General features: G+C 67.7%; 12 protein-coding genes. 9 read left to right on the top strand and 3 right to left on the bottom strand.

All coding sequences use genetic code 11. The features are described 5' to 3' along the window. Window positions 1-70 precede the first annotated feature (70 nt). From paoA to IGS61_RS03215, 9 genes are all read left to right on the top strand, one after another. Window positions 71-721, top strand: coding sequence for an aldehyde dehydrogenase iron-sulfur subunit PaoA (gene paoA, locus IGS61_RS03255; RefSeq protein ID WP_230538279.1), 651 nt, complete (start codon window positions 71-73; stop codon window positions 719-721). Next, window positions 718-1677 (top strand): FAD binding domain-containing protein, encoded by a 960-nt coding sequence (locus IGS61_RS03250; protein ID WP_230538278.1) that lies wholly within the window; start codon window positions 718-720, stop codon window positions 1675-1677. The genes paoA and IGS61_RS03250 overlap by 4 nt, the downstream gene beginning before the upstream one ends. A 4-nt stretch (window positions 1678-1681) precedes the next feature. Continuing rightward, window positions 1682-3880 (top strand): aldehyde oxidoreductase molybdenum-binding subunit PaoC, encoded by a 2199-nt coding sequence (paoC, locus tag IGS61_RS03245; RefSeq protein ID WP_230538277.1) that lies wholly within the window; start codon window positions 1682-1684, stop codon window positions 3878-3880. A 122-nt stretch (window positions 3881-4002) separates the two neighbouring features. Next, on the top strand, window positions 4003-5640 hold the full coding sequence (locus IGS61_RS03240; RefSeq protein WP_230538276.1) for a response regulator: 1638 nt from the start codon (window positions 4003-4005) through the stop codon (window positions 5638-5640). Continuing rightward, on the top strand, window positions 5637-6656 hold the full coding sequence (locus IGS61_RS03235; RefSeq protein ID WP_230538275.1) for an ABC transporter substrate-binding protein: 1020 nt from the start codon (window positions 5637-5639) through the stop codon (window positions 6654-6656). The genes IGS61_RS03240 and IGS61_RS03235 overlap by 4 nt, the downstream gene beginning before the upstream one ends. 10 nt (window positions 6657-6666) lie before the next feature. Further along, window positions 6667-9183 (top strand): ATP-binding protein, encoded by a 2517-nt coding sequence (locus IGS61_RS03230; RefSeq protein ID WP_230538274.1) that lies wholly within the window; start codon window positions 6667-6669, stop codon window positions 9181-9183. A 153-nt stretch (window positions 9184-9336) separates the two neighbouring features. Then, window positions 9337-9852, top strand: coding sequence for a sigma-70 family RNA polymerase sigma factor (locus IGS61_RS03225; RefSeq protein WP_230538273.1), 516 nt, complete (start codon window positions 9337-9339; stop codon window positions 9850-9852). Beyond that, complete coding sequence (locus IGS61_RS03220; RefSeq protein WP_230538272.1) at window positions 9849-10823, top strand: FecR family protein; 975 nt, start codon at window positions 9849-9851, stop codon at window positions 10821-10823. The genes IGS61_RS03225 and IGS61_RS03220 overlap by 4 nt, the downstream gene beginning before the upstream one ends. A gap of 95 nt (window positions 10824-10918) precedes the next feature. Then, window positions 10919-13312 carry a TonB-dependent siderophore receptor gene (locus IGS61_RS03215; RefSeq protein WP_230538271.1) on the top strand — a complete coding sequence of 798 codons (2394 nt, stop codon included), beginning with the start codon at window positions 10919-10921 and terminating at the stop codon, window positions 13310-13312. Between the two features lie 51 nt (window positions 13313-13363). Here the strand turns inward: IGS61_RS03215 and IGS61_RS03210 are convergent, their stop codons facing one another. The 3 genes from IGS61_RS03210 to IGS61_RS03200 all read right to left on the bottom strand — a co-directional run bounded on the left by IGS61_RS03210 (window position 13364) and on the right by IGS61_RS03200 (window position 17320). After that, window positions 13364-15778 (bottom strand): TonB-dependent siderophore receptor, encoded by a 2415-nt coding sequence (locus tag IGS61_RS03210; protein ID WP_230538270.1) that lies wholly within the window; start codon window positions 15776-15778, stop codon window positions 13364-13366. Between the two features lie 61 nt (window positions 15779-15839). After that, window positions 15840-16814: a FecR domain-containing protein gene (locus tag IGS61_RS03205; protein WP_230538269.1), complete on the bottom strand. Its 975-nt coding sequence runs from the start codon at window positions 16812-16814 to the stop codon at window positions 15840-15842. Continuing rightward, entirely contained in the window at window positions 16793-17320 is a 528-nt protein-coding gene (locus IGS61_RS03200) for a sigma-70 family RNA polymerase sigma factor (RefSeq protein ID WP_230538268.1), read from the bottom strand. The genes IGS61_RS03205 and IGS61_RS03200 overlap by 22 nt, the downstream gene beginning before the upstream one ends. Between the last annotated feature and the right edge of the window lie 184 nt (window positions 17321-17504).

The raw sequence follows: 17504 nt of genomic DNA, 5'->3' as shown, positions 1-17504 counted from the left end.
GGCCGCCAGACTGCTGCTTCGGGCTTGCATGCGCCCACCCAGCCAGTCCACAGCCAGGAGGAAGCGCGACATGACAGAGATTAATCCTATCAATGCCGGCAGGCGCGGCGTGCTGATCGCCGGCGCGCTGTCGGCCACGGCCGCGGCGGTGCCCGGCGTGGCGGGAGCGGCGCAAGCGGTCAACACGGCCAGTGTTTCTCCGCCGCCGGTGTTGATGAAAGTCAATCTGGACATCAACGGCCGGCGCCACAGCCTGGAACTCGACACGCGCACCACCTTGCTCGACGCCTTGCGCGAACATTTGCACCTGACGGGGACCAAGAAAGGCTGCGACCACGGCCAGTGCGGCGCCTGCACCGTCATGCTCGACGGCCAGCGCATCAATGCCTGCCTCACTCTTGCCGTGATGCATGACGGCGCCAGGGTCACCACCATCGAGGGGCTGGGCACGCCGGAGAAACTGCATCCGATGCAGACCGCTTTCATCGCGCATGACGGTTATCAATGCGGCTATTGCACGCCGGGGCAGATCTGCTCGGCCGTCGCCGCGCTGGGCGAGATCCGCCAGGGCATCCCCAGCCACGCCAGCGCGGACTTGAATGCGGCCCCCTCGGTGACACCGGAAGAATTGCGCGAACGCATGAGCGGCAATCTGTGCCGCTGCGGCGCGTATTCCAACATCATCGACGCCATCACCGAGGTGGCGGGGAGGCCGGCATGAGAGTCTTCAGCTACCAGAAGGCCGCCACGCCGGCCGAAGCGGCGGCCGCCGCCTTGCACACGCCGGGCGCCCGCTTCATCGCGGGCGGCACGAATCTGCTCGACCTGATGAAACTGGAGATCGAAACGCCCACGCATTTGATCGACGTCAATGGCCTCGCGCTCGATACAGTGGAAACGACGAAGGACGGCGGCTTGCGCATCGGCGCCCTGGTGCGCAATACGGCCCTGGCGGCCCACGCCACCGTGCGCCGCGATTATGCCGTGCTGTCGCGCGCCTTGCTGGCGGGGGCTTCCGCGCAACTGCGCAACAAGGCGACGACGGCCGGCAACTTGCTGCAGCGCACGCGCTGCCCGTATTTTTATGACACGAACCAGGCCTGCAACAAGCGCGTGCCGGGCAGCGGCTGCTCGGCCATCGGCGGCTACAGCCGGCCGCTGGCCATCCTGGGCGGCAGCGAGGCGTGCATCGCCACGCACCCGAGCGACATGGCCGTGGCCATGCGCGTGCTCGACGCCGGCATCGACACGGTGCGGGCCGACGGCAGCACGCGCAGCATTCCCATCGCCGACTTTTACCGCTTGCCGGGCAGTACGCCGCAGCTGGAAACGGTGCTGCAGCCGGGAGAATTGATCACCAGCGTGACCTTGCCCCGGCCTATCGGCGGCACGCACGTCTACCGCAAGGTGCGCGACCGCGCCTCGTATGCGTTCGCGCTGGTGTCCGTGGCGGCCATCATCTTGCCGGACGGCACGGGCCGGCTGGCCCTGGGCGGCGTCGCGCCGCAGCCGTGGCGGGTTGCCGGCGCGGAGCAGGCGCTACCCGCCGGTGCCGCCGCCGTCAGCGAACGCCTGCTGGCCGGCGCCAGGCCGACGGCCGGCAATGCCTACAAGCTGATTCTGGCGCAGCGCACGATTGCCGCCGTGATGGCTGAAGCACCAGCGAAGAAAGGCTAGGGCCATGAAATTCACGACACCTGCGACCACGAATCCCATCGACCAGCTGAAAGTCGTGGGCCGTCCCACGGACCGCATCGACGGCCCCCTGAAAACCACGGGCACGGCGCCGTACGCGTATGAACAGAACAAGGCCGCGCCGCACGCCGCCTATGGTTACGTCGTCGGCGCGGCCATCGCCAGGGGGCGCATCGCGTCCATCGACACGGGCGCGGCGCGCCGGGCGCCCGGCGTGCTGGCCGTGGTGACGGCGGAATCGGCCGGGAAATTAACAAAAGGAAAGATGAACACGGCGAAGCTGCTCGGTGGCCCGGACATTGAACACTATCACCAGGCCATCGCGCTGGTGGTGGCGGACACCTTCGAGCAAGCCCGTTCGGCCGCGCAGTTGCTCGATGTCAAGTATATCGCGCAGCCGGGCGCCTTCGTCCTGGCCAAGGCCAAGGGCAGCGCTGCCAAGCCGAAGGACGGCAAGCCCGACAGCAAGACGGGCAACCTCGCCGGCGCCTTTGCTGCTGCCCCCGTGCGCCTGGACGCCACCTACACGACGCCTGACCAGTCGCACGCCATGATGGAGCCGCACGCTTCGATTGCCGCGTGGGACGGCGATAAATTGACGGTCTGGACGGCGAACCAGATGGTGGACTGGGGCCGGAGCGACCTGGCCCGCACCTTGGGCGTGCCGAAAGACCAGGTGCGCATCGTCTCGCCGTATATCGGCGGCGGTTTCGGCGGCAAGCTGTTCGTGCGCGCGGAAGCCTTGCTGGCGGCGCTTGGTGCGCGGGCGGCGCAGCGTCCCGTCAAGGTGGCCCTGACGCGGCCCCTGATGTTCAACAACACGACGCACCGGCCCGCCACCATCCAGCGCCTGCGCCTGGGCGCCACGCGTGACGGCAAGATCACGGCCATCGGCCACGAATCGTGGTCGGGCGACCTGAAGGGCGGCCAGCCGGAAACGGCCGTGATGCAGACGCGCCTGCTGTACGCGGGCGCCAACCGCATGACGGCCATGCGCCTGGCCGTGCTCGACTTGCCGGAAGGCAATGCCATGCGCGCGCCGGGCGAAGCGCCGGGGCTGATGGCGCTGGAAATCGCCATGGACGAACTGGCGGAGAAATTGAAAATGGACCCCATCGTCTTGCGCATCCTGAACGACACGAAAGTGGACCCGGAAAAGCCGGGCCGGCCGTTTTCCCAGCGCCGCCTGATCGATTGCCTGCGCACGGGCGCCGTGGAATTCGGCTGGAAGGAGCGGCAAAGCCGGCCCGGCGCGCGGCGCGACGGCCGCTGGCTGGTGGGCATGGGCGTGGCGGCCGCCTTCCGCAACAACCTCGTCATGCAGTCCGCCGCCAGGGTGCGCCTCGACGCCAACGGCATCGTCACCGTGGAAACGGACATGACGGACATCGGCACGGGCAGCTATACCATCATTGCGCAGACGGCGGCGGAAATGCTGGGCGTGACCTTGAACCGTGTCGTCGTGCGCCTGGGCGACTCGGATTTTCCCGTCTCGGCCGGTTCGGGCGGGCAGTGGGGCGGCAACAGCGCCACGGCCGGCGTCTACGCGGCTTGCGTGCGCCTGCGCCAGGCCATCGCGGCCAAGCTGGGCTTTGACGAAAATCAAGCGCGCTTTTCCGATGGGCAAGTGAGTGAGGGCGAGCGCAGCGTGCCGCTCGTTGCCGCCGCCTACCATGGCGACGTCGTCGCGGAAGACCGCATGGAATATGGCGATCTCGATAAAAAATTCCAGCAATCGACGTTCGGCGCGCATTTCGTCGAGGTGGGCGTGGACGGCGACACGGGCGAAGTGCGCGTGCGGCGCATGCTGGCCGTGTGCGCGGCCGGCCGCATCCTGAACCCGAAAGCGGCGCGCAGCCAGGTGATCGGCGCCATGACCATGGGCGTGGGCGCGGCCCTGATGGAGGAACTTGCGGTCGACCGGCGCCGCGGCTTCTTCGTCAACCACGACCTGGCCGGCTACGAAGTGCCCGTGCACGCCGACATCCCGCACCAGGACGTCATCTTCCTCGACGAAACGGATCCCATGTCCTCGCCCATGAAAGCCAAGGGCGTGGGCGAGCTGGGCATCTGCGGCGTGGCGGCGGCCATCGCCAATGCCGTCTACAACGCCACCGGGGTGAGGGTGCGCGACTATCCCGTGACCCTGGACAAGCTGCTGCGGGGGCTGCCCGTGATGGCTTAGCACCCCGGCTGCGCCGGGCGCGTGACAAAGCGTGTATTTTTGGTAATTTCCAGGTGCTATGCTCGGAACGCATGTTGCGGGGCGAGTTCCCGGCCCGCAAGGTCATGCCGCCAGGAGAATGCATGAACAGCTCGTCAATGCCGCCGCGGATACTGATAGTCGATGACGAGCTGGCGCACGTGCGCGCGCTGTGCGACACCCTGCGCGGCCAGGCCTACGACACGACGGGGCTCGCTTCGGGCGAGGCCGCGCTGTCGCTGCTGGCCGTCGAATCGTTCGACCTGCTGCTGGTCGACCTGATGATGCCGGGCATGAACGGCATCGCCGTGGTGGAAGCGGCGCGCCGGATCGACCCGGACCTGGCCTGCATCATCATGACGGGCGAGGGCACGATCGCCTCGGCCGTGCAGGCGATGCAGGCGGGCGCGCTCGATTATGTCGTCAAGCCGTTCAAGGTCTCTGGCATCCTGCTGATACTGGCGCGGGCGCTGGAGACGCGCCGGCTGCGCATCGCCAATGCGCGCCTGGAAATGCTGCTGCGCCAGCACACGGCCGAACTTGACGCCATGAACCAGGATTTGCAGCTGGCGCGCGAGGTGGCCGAGCGGGCGAACCAGGAAAAGACCAATTTCCTGGCCAGCATGAGCCACGAGCTGCGCACGCCGCTCAACGCCATCCTGGGCTTTTCGCAGATGCTGATGTCCGATTCCATCCCCTCGACGGCGCAGGAAAAGAAGACCTTTGCCTCGCACATCTTCGGCGCGGGCCGGCATTTGTTGACCCTGATCAACGATATCCTCGACATCGCCAAAATCGAGTCGGGCAATCTGTCGCTGTCGATGGAGTCCGTGGGCCTGGCCGGCATCTACCACGAATGCTGGCAAATGATGGAACCGCTGGCGCGCAAGCGCGGCATCACCCTGACGTTCGTCGAGGCGGGCAGCATGCACGTGCTGGCCGACCGCACGCGGCTCAAGCAGGTGCTGCTCAACCTGCTGTCGAACGCCGTCAAGTACAACCGCGAACAGGGCGAGATCCACGTCGATTGCCAGCCCGCCGATGCGCACCAGCTGCGCCTGTCCGTGCGCGACACGGGCGGCGGGCTGAGCGCCGCGCAGCTGGAGGCGCTGTTCCAGCCCTTTAACCGCCTTGGACGCGACGCGCGCGACGAGGAGGGCACGGGCCTGGGGCTGGTGGTCAGCAAGCGCCTGGCCGAAGCCATGCAGGCGACCCTGGGCGTGGCCAGCACGCCCGGGCGCGGCAGCACCTTCTGGCTCGATATCGCCAGTTGCCCGGCGCGCCAGGCGCTGCCGGAAAGTGCGCGCCTGCCCGTGTTCCCCCGTCCGGCCGAAGCGCTGCCGTTGCCGGAACGCAAGACAGTGTTGTACGTGGAAGACAATCCCCTGAATGTGACCCTGGTGGCGGGCCTGATCCATTTTCGCCCCGACCTCGACCTGCTGTCGGCCGGCGACGGGCAGGCGGGCCTGGAACTGGCGCGCCGCCACGTGCCGCAGCTGATCCTGATGGACAGCGACTTGCCCGACATCAGCGGCACGCAAGTGATGCAGCTGCTGCGCGCCGATGCCCGCACGGCGCATATCCCCGTCATCGCCCTGACGGCCGTGGCCGGGCCGGGCGATGTCCGCCAGGGGCTGGCCGCCGGCTTTTACCGCTATCTGACCAAGCCGATCGACGTGACGGCGTTTTCCGAGGCCATCAACAGCGCGCTGGAATCGGCCACGGCGCAGCGCAGCGCATGAACGCCCCGGCGCGCCGGGCGGCCTGGCTGGCGGGCATCGCGCTGTTGCTGGCGCTGGCCGCCGCGGCGCTCTGGCGGCTCGTTGCCCGTCCCGCGCCGCCCGGCCCCGTGGAAGTGCTGCGCCTGGCCGTGAATGGGGAGTACGTGGGCAGCTGCCCCGTGCTGGCCGCGCGCGGGCAGGGCTATTTCGCGCGCGAGGGCATCGACGCGCTGCTGCAGCCGTATTCGTCGGGCAAGGCGTCGCTGGAAGCCGTGCTGCAGGGCAAGGCCGACCTGGGCACGGTGTCCGACATTCCCGTGGTGCTGGCCAGCCTGCAGAACCAGTCCGTCGTCATCATCGCCAGCATCTTCGAGGCCGAGCGCGACCACGGCATCGTGGGGCGCCTGGACCGCGGCGTGTCCACGCCCGCTAGCCTGAAGGGCAAGCGCATCGGCGTGACCCTGGGCACCTCCGGCCAGTTCACGCTCGATGCTTTTTTGAACCGCCAGAAGCTGCTGCCCGGGGAAGTTACCTTGCAGAACTACGCGCCGGAGCAGCTGGCCGGGGCGCTGGCGCGGGGCGAGGTCGACGCGGCGGCCGGCTGGGAACCCTTCTTGACGGCGATGACGCAGGCCATCGCGGGCAAGGCGGCCCTCTTCTATGGCGAGGACGTGTATGCGGGCCTGTTCAACGTGGCCGGCACGGGCGCCTATGTGCGCAGCCACCCGGCCACGATGCGCAAGGTGCTGCGCGCGCTGATCGCCGGCGCGCGCTTTTGCCAGGATGAGCCCGATGCCGCGCGCAGCCTGTTTTCCAGGGCCTCGGCCGGCGAGGCGGCGCGCCTGCAGGCGGCCTGGCGTGGTTATCAGTTTGATATCGTGCTCGACCAGCGCTTGCTGCTGGCGCTGGAAGACGAGGCGCGCTGGGCCATCAAGAACCGCCTGGCCGGCAGCGGCGAGATGCCGAACTTCCTCGACGCCGTCTACCTGGACGGCCTGGAAGCCGTGGCGCCATCGGCCGTGACGGTCATTCATTGAGAAAGCCACCGTGAAAATCGTGACGCGCTTCAAGCTGGCCCAACTGTTTTGCGTGGCGCTCGTGGCCATCATCGTCGCCGTGCTGTTTTCCACCACCATGGCGATGCAGCGCGAACTGGCGAAGAACAAGGCGGCAGCCGATATCCTGCAAGCCGTCACTTCGCTGCGTTATCTGTCGATCGAGTATGCGCTGCACCATGGCGCGCGCACGCGGGCCCAGTGGCAGCTGCGCAGCGAGTCGCTGGCTACGGGGCTGCTGGCTACGCCCGCCTTCAGCACCGGCGAGGAGCGCGCGCTGTTGCGCGAATTGCAGGGCGACCTGGCCGGCGTGGGCGCTTTGTTCCAGCTGTTTGTGGCGAATCACCGCGAGCTGGGGCAGGACCCGCAGCGGCGCGAGGTGCTGGGCGAGCTGGAATCGCGCCTGTCCGGCCAGATCATGGGCAAGGTGCAGGGCATGATCGCCGACGCGATGCGCTTGTCCGAATTGAGCCGGCAAGGGGTGCTGGCGGCGCAGCAGCGGGCGAATGTGGCCGTGATGCTGTTTGGCGGCGTGATCATCGCGCTGGTGGCCGGTTTGATCTACTTCACCATGACCAGCGTCACGGGACCGCTGGAGAAGCTGCGCCAGGGCACCCTGATCGTCGGCGCCGGCAAGCTCGATTTTGCGCTCGGCGTGCACACGAAGAATGAAATCGGCGACCTGGCGCGCGCCTTCGACGGCATGACGGACAAGCTGCGGCGCACCACCGTCTCGCGCGACGAGCTGGCGCAGACGAATGCCGCCCTGGAAACGCAGATCGCCGAGCGCCAGCTGGCCGAGCGCAAGGTGCATGAACAGCTCGAGCGCCTGAACCTGCTGCAGCAGATCACGCGCTCGATCGGCGAACGGCAGGACTTGCGCAGCATCTTCCAGGTGGTGGTGCGCAGCCTGGAAGAGCAGCTGCCCATCGATTTCAGCTGCATCTGCCTGTACCGGCCGTCCGAACACGCGCTGCAGGTGACGTGCGTGGGCGTGCGCAGCGAGGCGCTGGCGCTGTCGTTCATGATGGGCGAGCAGGCGCACATTCCCATCGACGAAAATGGCCTGTCGAGCTGCGTGCGCGGCAAGCTCGTGTATGAAGCGGACATCGGCGAAGTGGCGTTTCCGTTTCCGCAGCGGCTGGCGCAAGGGGGGCTGCGCGCCCTCGTCATGGCGCCGCTGCTGGCCGAAAACACGGTCTTCGGCATCCTGATTGTAGCGCGCCGCGCCGCGCACAGCTTTACCAGCGGCGAATGCGAATTCCTCAGCCAGCTGAGCGAGCACGTGGCGCTGGCCGCCAACCAGGCGCAGCTCTACGGCGCGCTGCAGCGCGCGTATGACGATTTGCGCCAGACGCAGCAGTCGGTGATGCAGCAGGAACGCCTGCGCGCGCTGGGGCAGATGGCCAGCGGCATCGCGCACGATATCAATAATGCCATTTCCCCCGTGGCCCTGTACACCGAGTCCTTGCTGGAGACGGAAACCAATCTCAGTCCGCAGGGCCGGCATTGCCTGGAAGTCATCGAGCGCGCCATCGACGACGTGGCCGCCACGGTGGCGCGCATGCGCGAATTCTACCGCCAGCGCGAACCGCAGCTGGCGCTGTCGCCCATCGACGCCAACCTGGTGGTGCAGCAGGTGCTGGACCTGACGCGGGCGCGCTGGAGCGACATGCCGCAGCAGCGCGGCATCGTCATCGCCCTGCGCACGGAGCTGGAGGACGGCTTGCCCATGCTGCCCGGCAGCGTGGGTGAAATCCGCGAGGCGCTGACGAACCTGGTCTTCAACGCCGTCGACGCCATGCCGGAAGGCGGCACCCTGAGCGTGCGCACCAGCTGCGCCGGTGCAGCGGGCGAGGCGGCGCGGCAGGTGCGCATCGAGGTGGGCGACACGGGCGTCGGCATGGACGAGAATACGCGCCGCCGCTGCCTGGAGCCGTTTTTCACCACCAAGGGCGAGCGCGGCACGGGCCTGGGCCTGGCCATGGTGTACGGCATGATGGAGCGCCATGGCGCCAGCATCGACATCGTCACGGCCCCGGGGCAGGGCACGGCGGTGCGCCTGGCGTTTCCCGCCTGCGCGGTGGACGCGGCGGAGCAAGCGCCCGACGCGGCCCACGCCGTGCCGCCGCGCCTGCGCATCCTGGTGGTGGACGACGACCCGATGGTGCTCAAGTCCCTGCGCGACATCCTGGAAATCGATGGCCACGAAGTGGTGTCCGCCGACGGCGGCCAGGCCGGTATCGACTGCTTCCGCGCCGCATGCGAGCGGCACGAATACTTCGCCGTGGTCATCACGGACCTGGGCATGCCCCACGTGGACGGGCGCAAGGTGGCCAGCGCGGTGCGCCAGCGTTCGCCGGCCACGCCCATCATCATGCTCACGGGCTGGGGCCAGCGCCTGGCGGCCGACAGCGACTACCCCGAGCACGTCAACTGCGTGCTGGGCAAGCCGCCCCGGCTGAAGGAACTGCGGCGCGCCCTCAATACCGTCATCTCGACCACGTAGCCGGCTGCGGCATCCATTATCGCTCGAAGACCAGCCACCTGCGTGCGATGGGTGGCGTTGCCAGCGGTTGACAAGCATCGCAAAATTGCGCGACATCTTCCAGTGCCTGTCATATAATGAGAATCATTATCATTTATGTTGCCGGGTCCGCTCTTGTCTGCCTTTTCTTGCCCCTCGAATGACGCCACCCTGGCCGCCAGCCTGTTTACGGGCCACCAGGGCTGGCTGCTGCAGCGCTTGCTGTTGCGCTTGCGTAACCGGGCGGAAGCAGAGGATGTGGTGTCGGAAACCTTTGTGCGCGTGCTGCATGCGGGAAGATTGTCCGCCATCCGCGAGCCGCGCGCCTACCTGACGACGGTAGCGAAAAGCATCTTGCTGCAGCAGTGGCGGCGGCGCGATATCGAGCAGGCGTACCTGGAGACCCTGGCGCTGCTGCCCGATGCCGTCCAGCCGTCGCCGGAGGAACGCGCCGTGCTGCTCGAAGCGCTGGAACGGCTGTCGCGCGCGCTCGATACCCTGTCCGCCAAGGCGCGCAGCGCTTTTCTGATGAGCCAGCTCGACGGCCTCACGTATGCGCAGATCGCCGCCCGCCTTGGCGTGTCGGCCAGCATGGTGCGCCAGTACATGGCGCAGGGCTTGCGCTGCTGCCTGGCGGCGCAGGCGGCATGAGCATGTCCCCCGCGGTACAGGATGCCGCCATCGGCTGGCTGGTCGAACTCAGTTCGGGCGAGGCGGACGAAGGACAGCACCAGGCCTTCGCCCGCTGGCTGGCCGCCGATGCCCGCCATGCGGCCGCGTGGCAGATGCTGGGGCAGGCCGTCGAGCACAGCATCGGGCCGCTGCAGGCGGCGGGCGGGGCGGCGGCCGTCGGCCACACCCTGGCACGCGCCGCCCGGCACGATGACCAGCGGCGCCAATGGCTGCAGGGCGTGCTGTGCCTGGCGGGCGCGGCGTTCGGTGGCGCCTGGCTGCTGCGCGGCAGCCCGTTCTTGCCGGACTGGAGCGCGGACCTGCATACGGCCACGGCCAGGCGGGGCCGCTACACGCTGGCCGACGGCAGCGTGCTGACCCTGGACGCCCGCTCTTCGGCCGATACGGATGTCACGCATGAACACCGGCAGGTCGCCTTGCGCCAGGGCCAGTTGCTGGCGCGCGTGGCGCCTGCTGCCAATGCGCCATTCGTGCTGCGCAGCGCGCACGGCACGGTGACGGCGCTGGGCGGCGAGCTGATGCTGCGGCGCGAAGCGCGCGGCACCGTGGCGCTGGCCGTGCAGGGCGATCTCGACGTGCGTCCGGCCGGCAAAGGCCTGGCGCGCGTGCTGCGCCAGGGCCAGGCGGCGCGCTTCGATGCGGACCGCTTGATGCTGCTGCCAGGCATGGCGGCAGGGCAGGCGACGGCGTGGCAGCAGGGCATGCTGGTGGCCACCGACCAGACGCTGGGCGACGTGGTGGCGGCGTTGCGGCCGTACCGCCACGGCTACATCGACGTCACGGCGCAGGCGGCCGCGCTGCGCGTGTCCGGCAATTATTCGCTCGACGACAGCGGCGCCACCCTGCTGGCGCTGGCCGAAACCCTGCCCGTGACCTTGCGCCAGGGGCCTGGCGGCTGGTGGACGGGACTCGACCTGAAGACAAGCTGACATATTTTTTGCGCCGGCACTGTCACTTTTGGCGCGCCGCGACTCATACCTGGTGTAGCCCCACTTTTCCTTCACCATCAAGATAGAGTCCCAGCATGCCACCATTGTTGATGCGCCAGATTCCCCTGGCCGTAATGTTACTTTCCTTCACCGTTCCTGCCGCCCTGGCGCAGACGCCATCGGTGCAAGCCGCGCCGGCCGCCACCCGCTACGACGTGCCGGCCCAGGCGCTCAATGCGAGTCTGATCGTCATTGCCAGCCGTGGCGGCGTGCGCATTTCCATCGATGCGGACCTGGCGCGCGGCGTCAGCAGTGCGGCCGTGCACGGCGATTTCACGGCCGAGCAGGCCTTGCGCCGCGCCTTGCAGGGCACGCGGCTGGCCCTGCTGAAGACGGACAGCGGCGTGTATACTGTGCAAAACGCCGTGCAAAACGCCGCGCCAGCCGCGCCACAGGCCGCCGTCCGGCTTGAAGCGACCATGCCGGAAGTGGTCGTCACCATCAATTACCTGGGCCAGGTGACGGAAGACACGGGTTCCTACACGACGGGCGCCGTCAGCACGGCGAACCGCCTGGTGCTGTCGCCGCGCGAGACGCCGCACGCGGTCAGCGTGGTGACGCGCCAGCAGATGGACGATTTCGGCCTGGTGCAGCTGAGCGAGGTGCTCAATCACACGCCGGGCGTGTACGTGCAGCACATCGACAGCGAGCGCACGATTTATTATGCGCGCGGCTTTTCGCTCGACAATTTCAGCTATGACGGCTTGCCGTGGACGCGCGACGCCTCGCTGAACCTGGGCGAATCGCTGGCCAATATGGACCTGTACGACCGGGTCGAGGTGCTGAAGGGCGCGAATGCGCTGATGAGCGGGGCCGGCACGCCGGGCGCCACCGTCAACCTGATCCGCAAGAAACCCACGCGCGAATTGCGCGCGCTGGCCGACCTGTCGGCCGGATCGTGGAGCAATTACCGCGGCATGGCCGACGTGGGCGGTCCCCTGAACGCCAGCGGCAGCGTGCGCGCGCGCGCCGTGGCTTCGTACCAGGACAAGCACTCCTTCGTCGACCGCTACCAGCGCCGTTCAGAACTCGCGTATGGCACCGTGGAAGCGGACCTGTCGCCGCGCACCCTGCTGACCGTGGGCGCCGACTACCAGCACACGGTGCCGCGCAATAGCGACTGGGGTGGCGCGCCCCTGTTCGACGCGGAAGGCAAGCGCTTCACCATGCCCCGTTCGTTCAATGGCGCGCCCACCTGGAGCACGCAGCAGACGGAAGCCAAATCCGTCTTCGCCTCGCTCGAACACAGTTTCGACAACGGCTGGATGGCCAATCTGCGCCTGATCCACCAGGCCAATGCGCTGTACGCGCCCGTCGCCTACCTCGACAGCTTCCCGAAGGCGGACGGCAGCGGCACGGCCATCACGGCGCGCCAGTACAACAGCGACGCCACCAGCAATGGCCTGGACGTGTACGCGAAGGGCCCGTTCACCCTGCTGGGCCGCACGCATGAACTGGTGGTGGGCGCGAACGCCTACCGCAAGCAGTCGGACGACGTCTTCAGCCCGTATTCCTTCATCAAGGTCGACAATATCTATACCTACCGGGGCGAGGTGCCGGAGCCAACGTGGGTGCTGGACACGGCCCGCGAAGTCATCCGCCAGAAGGCCGTGTACGCGACGGGCCGCTTCTCGCTGCCGCAAGGCGTGCACGTGATCCTCGGTGGCCGCCTGTCGTCCTACGTCAACCCCACGGCCGACATCGACGAGGCGTCGATCTTCACGCCGTATGCGGGCCTGACCTGGGACTTCGCGCCGAATTTGACGGCGTTTGCCAGCTATAGCGACATCTTCAGTCCGCAAAACAGCCGCGATGTCGACAACAGGACCCTGGACCCCGTGCTGGGCAAGAATATCGAGGCGGGCGTAAAGGGCGTGTTCCTCAACGGCCGCCTGAACGCCAGCGCGGCCGCTTTCGAGGTGCGCCAGGATAACTTCGCCGAGTCCGTCGATGCCGTGAACAAGGTGACGGGCATGGATGCCTATCGCGCCGTCGACGGCGTGCGTTCGCGCGGCGTGGAACTGGAAGTGGCGGGCCAGCTGATGCCGGGCTGGCAGCTGCAGGCCGGCTACACGCACAAGGTGGCGCGCGACGCGGGCGGCAAGGTCAATACCCTGGCGCCCGAAGACCAGCTCAGCCTGTACAGCACCTGGCAGCCGATGCCGCGCCTGACGGTGGGGGGCGGCGCGCGCTGGCAATCGCACACCTGGCAAAACACGCGGGCCGTGCGCGGCGGCATGACCACCGTGCACCAGGGCTCGTATGCCGTGTTCGACGCCATGGCACGCTACCAGCTATCCGGCCGCCTGGCCCTGTCGTTCAACCTCAACAACCTGACCGACCGCGCTTACTATGGCATCAGCACGGGCCGCAGAGTCAGTTACGGCGACCCGCGCAATGCGATGCTGAGCCTGAATTACCGCTATTGACATGATTGATGTAGAGCAAGCCGGGCGCTTGCCGCCCGGCTTGTGCGTGTACTAAAAACGGTACGTCAACGTCCCTCGCACGCTGCGCGGCGCGCCATACGTGCCTTGCGCATAGGTGTTGATGTTGATGTACTTCTTGTCGAGCAGGTTTTCCACGTTTAATTGAGCCGTCAGCTGGCGCGACAGCTGGTACGTGGCCATCAGGCTGACCGTGCTGTAGGCTTCTTGCGTCACTCTTTCCTTGCCGTTCGGGCCCGTGTCGTCGAAGTAGAACTTGCTTTGCCAGTTGACGCCGCCGCCCACGGTGAGGTCGGGTCGTACCTTCCATGTGGTGAACAATCGCGCCGTCGAGCGGGGCGACAGGGTGTTGATGTCCTGCTGCTCGCGGTCCTTGGCGCGGAAGTGGCTGGCGCTGGCCGTCACGTTCCAGCCCGGCGCCAGGCGGCCCGACAATTCCCCCTCGATGCCGCGGCTGGTGGCGCCGCGCGCCGCGTAATACGCCTGCGTGGTGGTGCCGGGGACCCGGTGCGCGCCGTCCGGCTGGGCCAGCTTGTCCTGCTTGATCTCGAAGAGGCCGATGGAGCCGTTGGCCTGGCCGCCGGCCCATTCTCCCTTCATGCCCATTTCCATGCTTTGTCCCGTCAGCGGGTCCAGCCAGGCGCCCGCGCGGTCCTGGTTTTCCTGCGGGCGGAAGATGTCCGTGTAGCTGGCATACGCGGAATACGTGTCGTTCAGGTCCACCACCAGGCCCGCATACGGCACGAACTTGCTCTTGGCGAAGGCAAAGCGGGCGCTGCCGTCAAAGCCGATGCGGTCCTTGTCCCAGCGGCTCAGGCGTCCGCCGACGATCAGTTTGGTGTTCTCTGCCAGGTTCAGGCGCGCCGCGCCGTAGGCACCATATTGCCTGGTCGTGTATTTTTCCGACAGCACGGGCTCGCCCCAGGCCGGCTGCGGGTAGCTGCCGTCCCAGGCGAGGAAATTGCCGATCGGTTCGGGATCGAGCGCTTCCTTGACGCTGAATTGCGCGTGCTGCACCGTGTAATTGGCGCCCACGATGACTTCATGTTCGCGTCCGCCCAGGGTAAATGGCCCCGACAGTTTCACGTCGGCGCTGCTCTGGTCGCGCGAGCCGATGTAGCGGTTCGGGTAGCCCAGCATGCCCAGGCCCGTGACGCGGTCGGGCCGCTCGGCCAGGAACAGCAGCGGCGTGTCTTCCGTGTGCTTGCTGTACATGGCTTGTGCCTGCGCCTTCCAGCCCTGGCCCAGCGCGTGTTCCAAGGTGGCGTGCACGTTGGTCTGCTCGGTGGCCCAGGCGGCCCAGCGGGGCGCCGTGGTGACGGAACGGTCGAAATCGGTGCGCGAACCGTCGCTGTACCACAGGGGGAAGCCGCCCCAGTTGCTGCCTTTCGGGTCGTTCTTCTGGTAGCTGGCGCCCACCATGACGACGCTGCCGGGCGCCAGGTCCGCCTCGGCGGTGGCGTAGACGAGCTGGCGCTGGTTCGAATAGCCATTGGTAAACGACTTGCGGTCCTGCCAGGCGCCGGCGATCCTGCCGCGCACGGAGCCGTCCGCGTTCAGCGGCGCAGCCAGGTCGACGGTGCCACGGTAGTCGCTCCAGGAACCGGCCGCCAGCGACCATTGCCCTTCGAATTGCCTGGCGCTGGCCCGCTTGCGCACCAGGTTGATCGAGGCGGACGGGTAGCCGGCGCCCGTCAGCAAGCCCGTGGCGCCCCGCGTCACTTCCACGCGGTCGTAGATCAGCGAATCCATTTCCGATTCGCCGCCCGAATACTGCACTTTATACGTGGTGGGCACGCCGTCGTACTGGAAATTGTCGACGTCGAAGCCGCGCGCGGAAAAGGTGCTGCGCTCCGTGTCGAACTGGTTGACGGCGATGCCGGGCGTATTGCGCAGCACGTCGCGCACCGTCAGCAAGTCCTGGTCATCCATGCGCTGGCGCGTGATGACGCTGACCGATTGCGGCGTCTCGCGCAGGGACAGCACCAGTCCGGTGGCGCTGGCCGTGGCTGGCGTCGTGTACGAATTCGTCCCTTCCGTGCTGGTGCTGCGCTCGGCCGTGGCGCGCACGGCGATGCCGGGCAGGGTGGTTGCCTCGGCGGCGGACGGCAGCCTGCGCACGGCGTAGTGGCCGCCGCCCTGGTCGACGGCAATCAGGCCACTGCCATCGAGCAGGCGGGCAAAGCCGTCGGCCACCTGGTAATTGCCGCTCAAGCCCCGGCTGTGCAAGCCCGCGTACAGGCTGGCGGCGCCGGAAATGCTGACGCCCGCCTCGGCCGCAAACGCGGACAGGGCCGTGCCCAGCGGGCCGGCTGCCACCTGGTAGTGGCGCGCAGGCGCATCTTGCCGCTGCGCCTGCGCGAGCGGCGCCAGGGCCAGGCTGCCCAGCAGGGCGAGAGTGATGCTGGTGTTGCGATAGTGCTTCATTGCTTGTTTCCCTTCGTTCATGTGTTGGTCCTGTGTGGATTGACGGGGCACATGCGCGAAAGGGACATTTTTTCAAGAATATTTATGCGGGGCCGACGGAAATCCACCAGCGGCTGTGGCGCTGCACGCGGATGGGCAGCGATGCTTGCAATAGTGATAATAGTTGATCCGTATCATGCAATTGGTACACGCCCGACACGCGCAGCCGCGCCACGGCAGGGTCGCAGCGCACCACGCCGTGGCGGTAGCGGCTCAGCTGCGCCAGCACGTCGGCCAGCGGCGTGTCGTCCGCGTACAGCAATCCCTTGGTCCACTCGGACGCATGTGGCGCCAGCGGCCGCGGCGCGCTGGCGGCGTCCGCGTCGAAACTGGCTTGCACGCCCGCCCGCACGATGCGGGCCTGGCCCTCGGCGGGCCGCACTTCGACGGCGCCCTGCGAGACGGCCACGTGGGTGCGCGCACCGAGCAGGCTGTCTTCCTGGCGTACCGTGAAGCGCGTGCCGAGGGCGCGGATGCTGCCGTTGCTGGTGCGTACGACGAACGGCCGCCCGAGCGCATCGGGGCTGGTTGCCACGTGAATCTCTCCGGCGCGCAAGTGCACCAGGCGCAGGGATGCGCTGAAGGCGATGTCGGCGGCACTGGCCGTGTTCAGGCTCAGGGCGCTGCCGTCGGCCAGGGGCACATGGCGGATTTCGCCCGTCGCCGTGCGCAGTTCGGCCGTCCACGCCTGCCATGGCGCCAGCTTCAGCATGGCCCAGCCGCCTGGCCCGGCGGCGATCAGCAGGGCCAGGGTTTTCAGGGCGGCACGGCGCGGCGCACCGGCCGGGCGGTCGAGCACTGGCATGGCCAGCGGCGGGGGCAGCATGCCGAAGGTGCGGCAGACCTGCTCGGCGCGCCGCCAGGCCGTTTCATGGTCGGGGTGGGCGGCGCGCCAGCGGGCCAGGGCCTGCTGCGCGGCGGCGTCCAGTTCGCCGCCCTGCAGGCGCATCATCCAGTGCGCCGCTTCGCGCGCGGCGCGCGCATCGATGGCCGTGCTCATGCCAGCAGCAGGATGCACTGTTCGAACGCCTGCACCATGTAGCGCTTGACGGTGCGCTCGCTGATGTTCAGGCGCGCGGCGATGTCCGCATACGCCAGGCCTTCCAGCTGCGACAGCAAAAAGGCCGTGCGCACCTTCGCGCCCAGGCCGTCGAGCATGGCGTCGATCTGGTGCAGGGTTTCCAGGATCAGCAAACGCTCTTCGGCCGATGGCGCGGCGGGCGCGGGCAGCTGCGCCAGGGTGGCCAGCCAGGCTTGCTCCAGCGACTGGCGGCGGTAATGGTCGATCAGCAGGCGGCGCGCCACGGTGGTCAGGTAGGCGCGCGGCTCGCGCAGGGTGACGGCGCGCTCCGATGGCGTGGCCAGAAGCTTGACGAAGGTATCCTGCGCAAGGTCGGCCGCGTGATCGGTGCAGGACAATTTGCCGCGCAGCCAGCGCAGCAGCCAGGGATGGTGCTCGCCGTACAGCTGGCTCAATGAAGACGGGCCTTGAGGATCGGCGGCAGGGGATACGGCATACGTCACGGCACACTCCAGTTGGCGCGGAAGTCCCGTGCCGCTGGCGCATGCAGGCCCTTCTTAAATGCGAATGGTTCTCATTTTACATTGACGTGCCTGAAAGTCAATGCGGCAGCGCCATTGACATGGCCAGCATGGCATTTCCGCTATACTGGCCCCCCAATATTGCCGCCATTCGCCGAAAATCACC

This window comes from Janthinobacterium sp. FW305-129 (genome assembly GCF_020858115.1).
Classification (GTDB): Bacteria; Pseudomonadota; Gammaproteobacteria; order Burkholderiales; family Burkholderiaceae_D; genus Janthinobacterium.
This window is presented reverse-complemented; position numbering and strand designations above follow the sequence as displayed.

Excerpts from the sequence above, each read along its gene's own strand:
- paoA (WP_230538279.1), top strand. The coding sequence starts at position 71 with ATGACAGAGATTAATCCTATCAATGCCGGCAGGCGCGGCGTGCTGATC.
- IGS61_RS03250 (WP_230538278.1), top strand. The coding sequence starts at position 718 with ATGAGAGTCTTCAGCTACCAGAAGGCCGCCACGCCGGCCGAAGCGGCG.
- paoC (WP_230538277.1), top strand. The coding sequence starts at position 1,682 with ATGAAATTCACGACACCTGCGACCACGAATCCCATCGACCAGCTGAAA.
- IGS61_RS03240 (WP_230538276.1), top strand. The coding sequence starts at position 4,003 with ATGAACAGCTCGTCAATGCCGCCGCGGATACTGATAGTCGATGACGAG.
- IGS61_RS03235 (WP_230538275.1), top strand. The coding sequence starts at position 5,637 with ATGAACGCCCCGGCGCGCCGGGCGGCCTGGCTGGCGGGCATCGCGCTG.
- IGS61_RS03220 (WP_230538272.1), top strand. The coding sequence starts at position 9,849 with ATGAGCATGTCCCCCGCGGTACAGGATGCCGCCATCGGCTGGCTGGTC.
- IGS61_RS03215 (WP_230538271.1), top strand. The coding sequence starts at position 10,919 with ATGCCACCATTGTTGATGCGCCAGATTCCCCTGGCCGTAATGTTACTT.
- IGS61_RS03210 (WP_230538270.1), bottom strand. The coding sequence starts at position 15,778 with ATGAACGAAGGGAAACAAGCAATGAAGCACTATCGCAACACCAGCATC.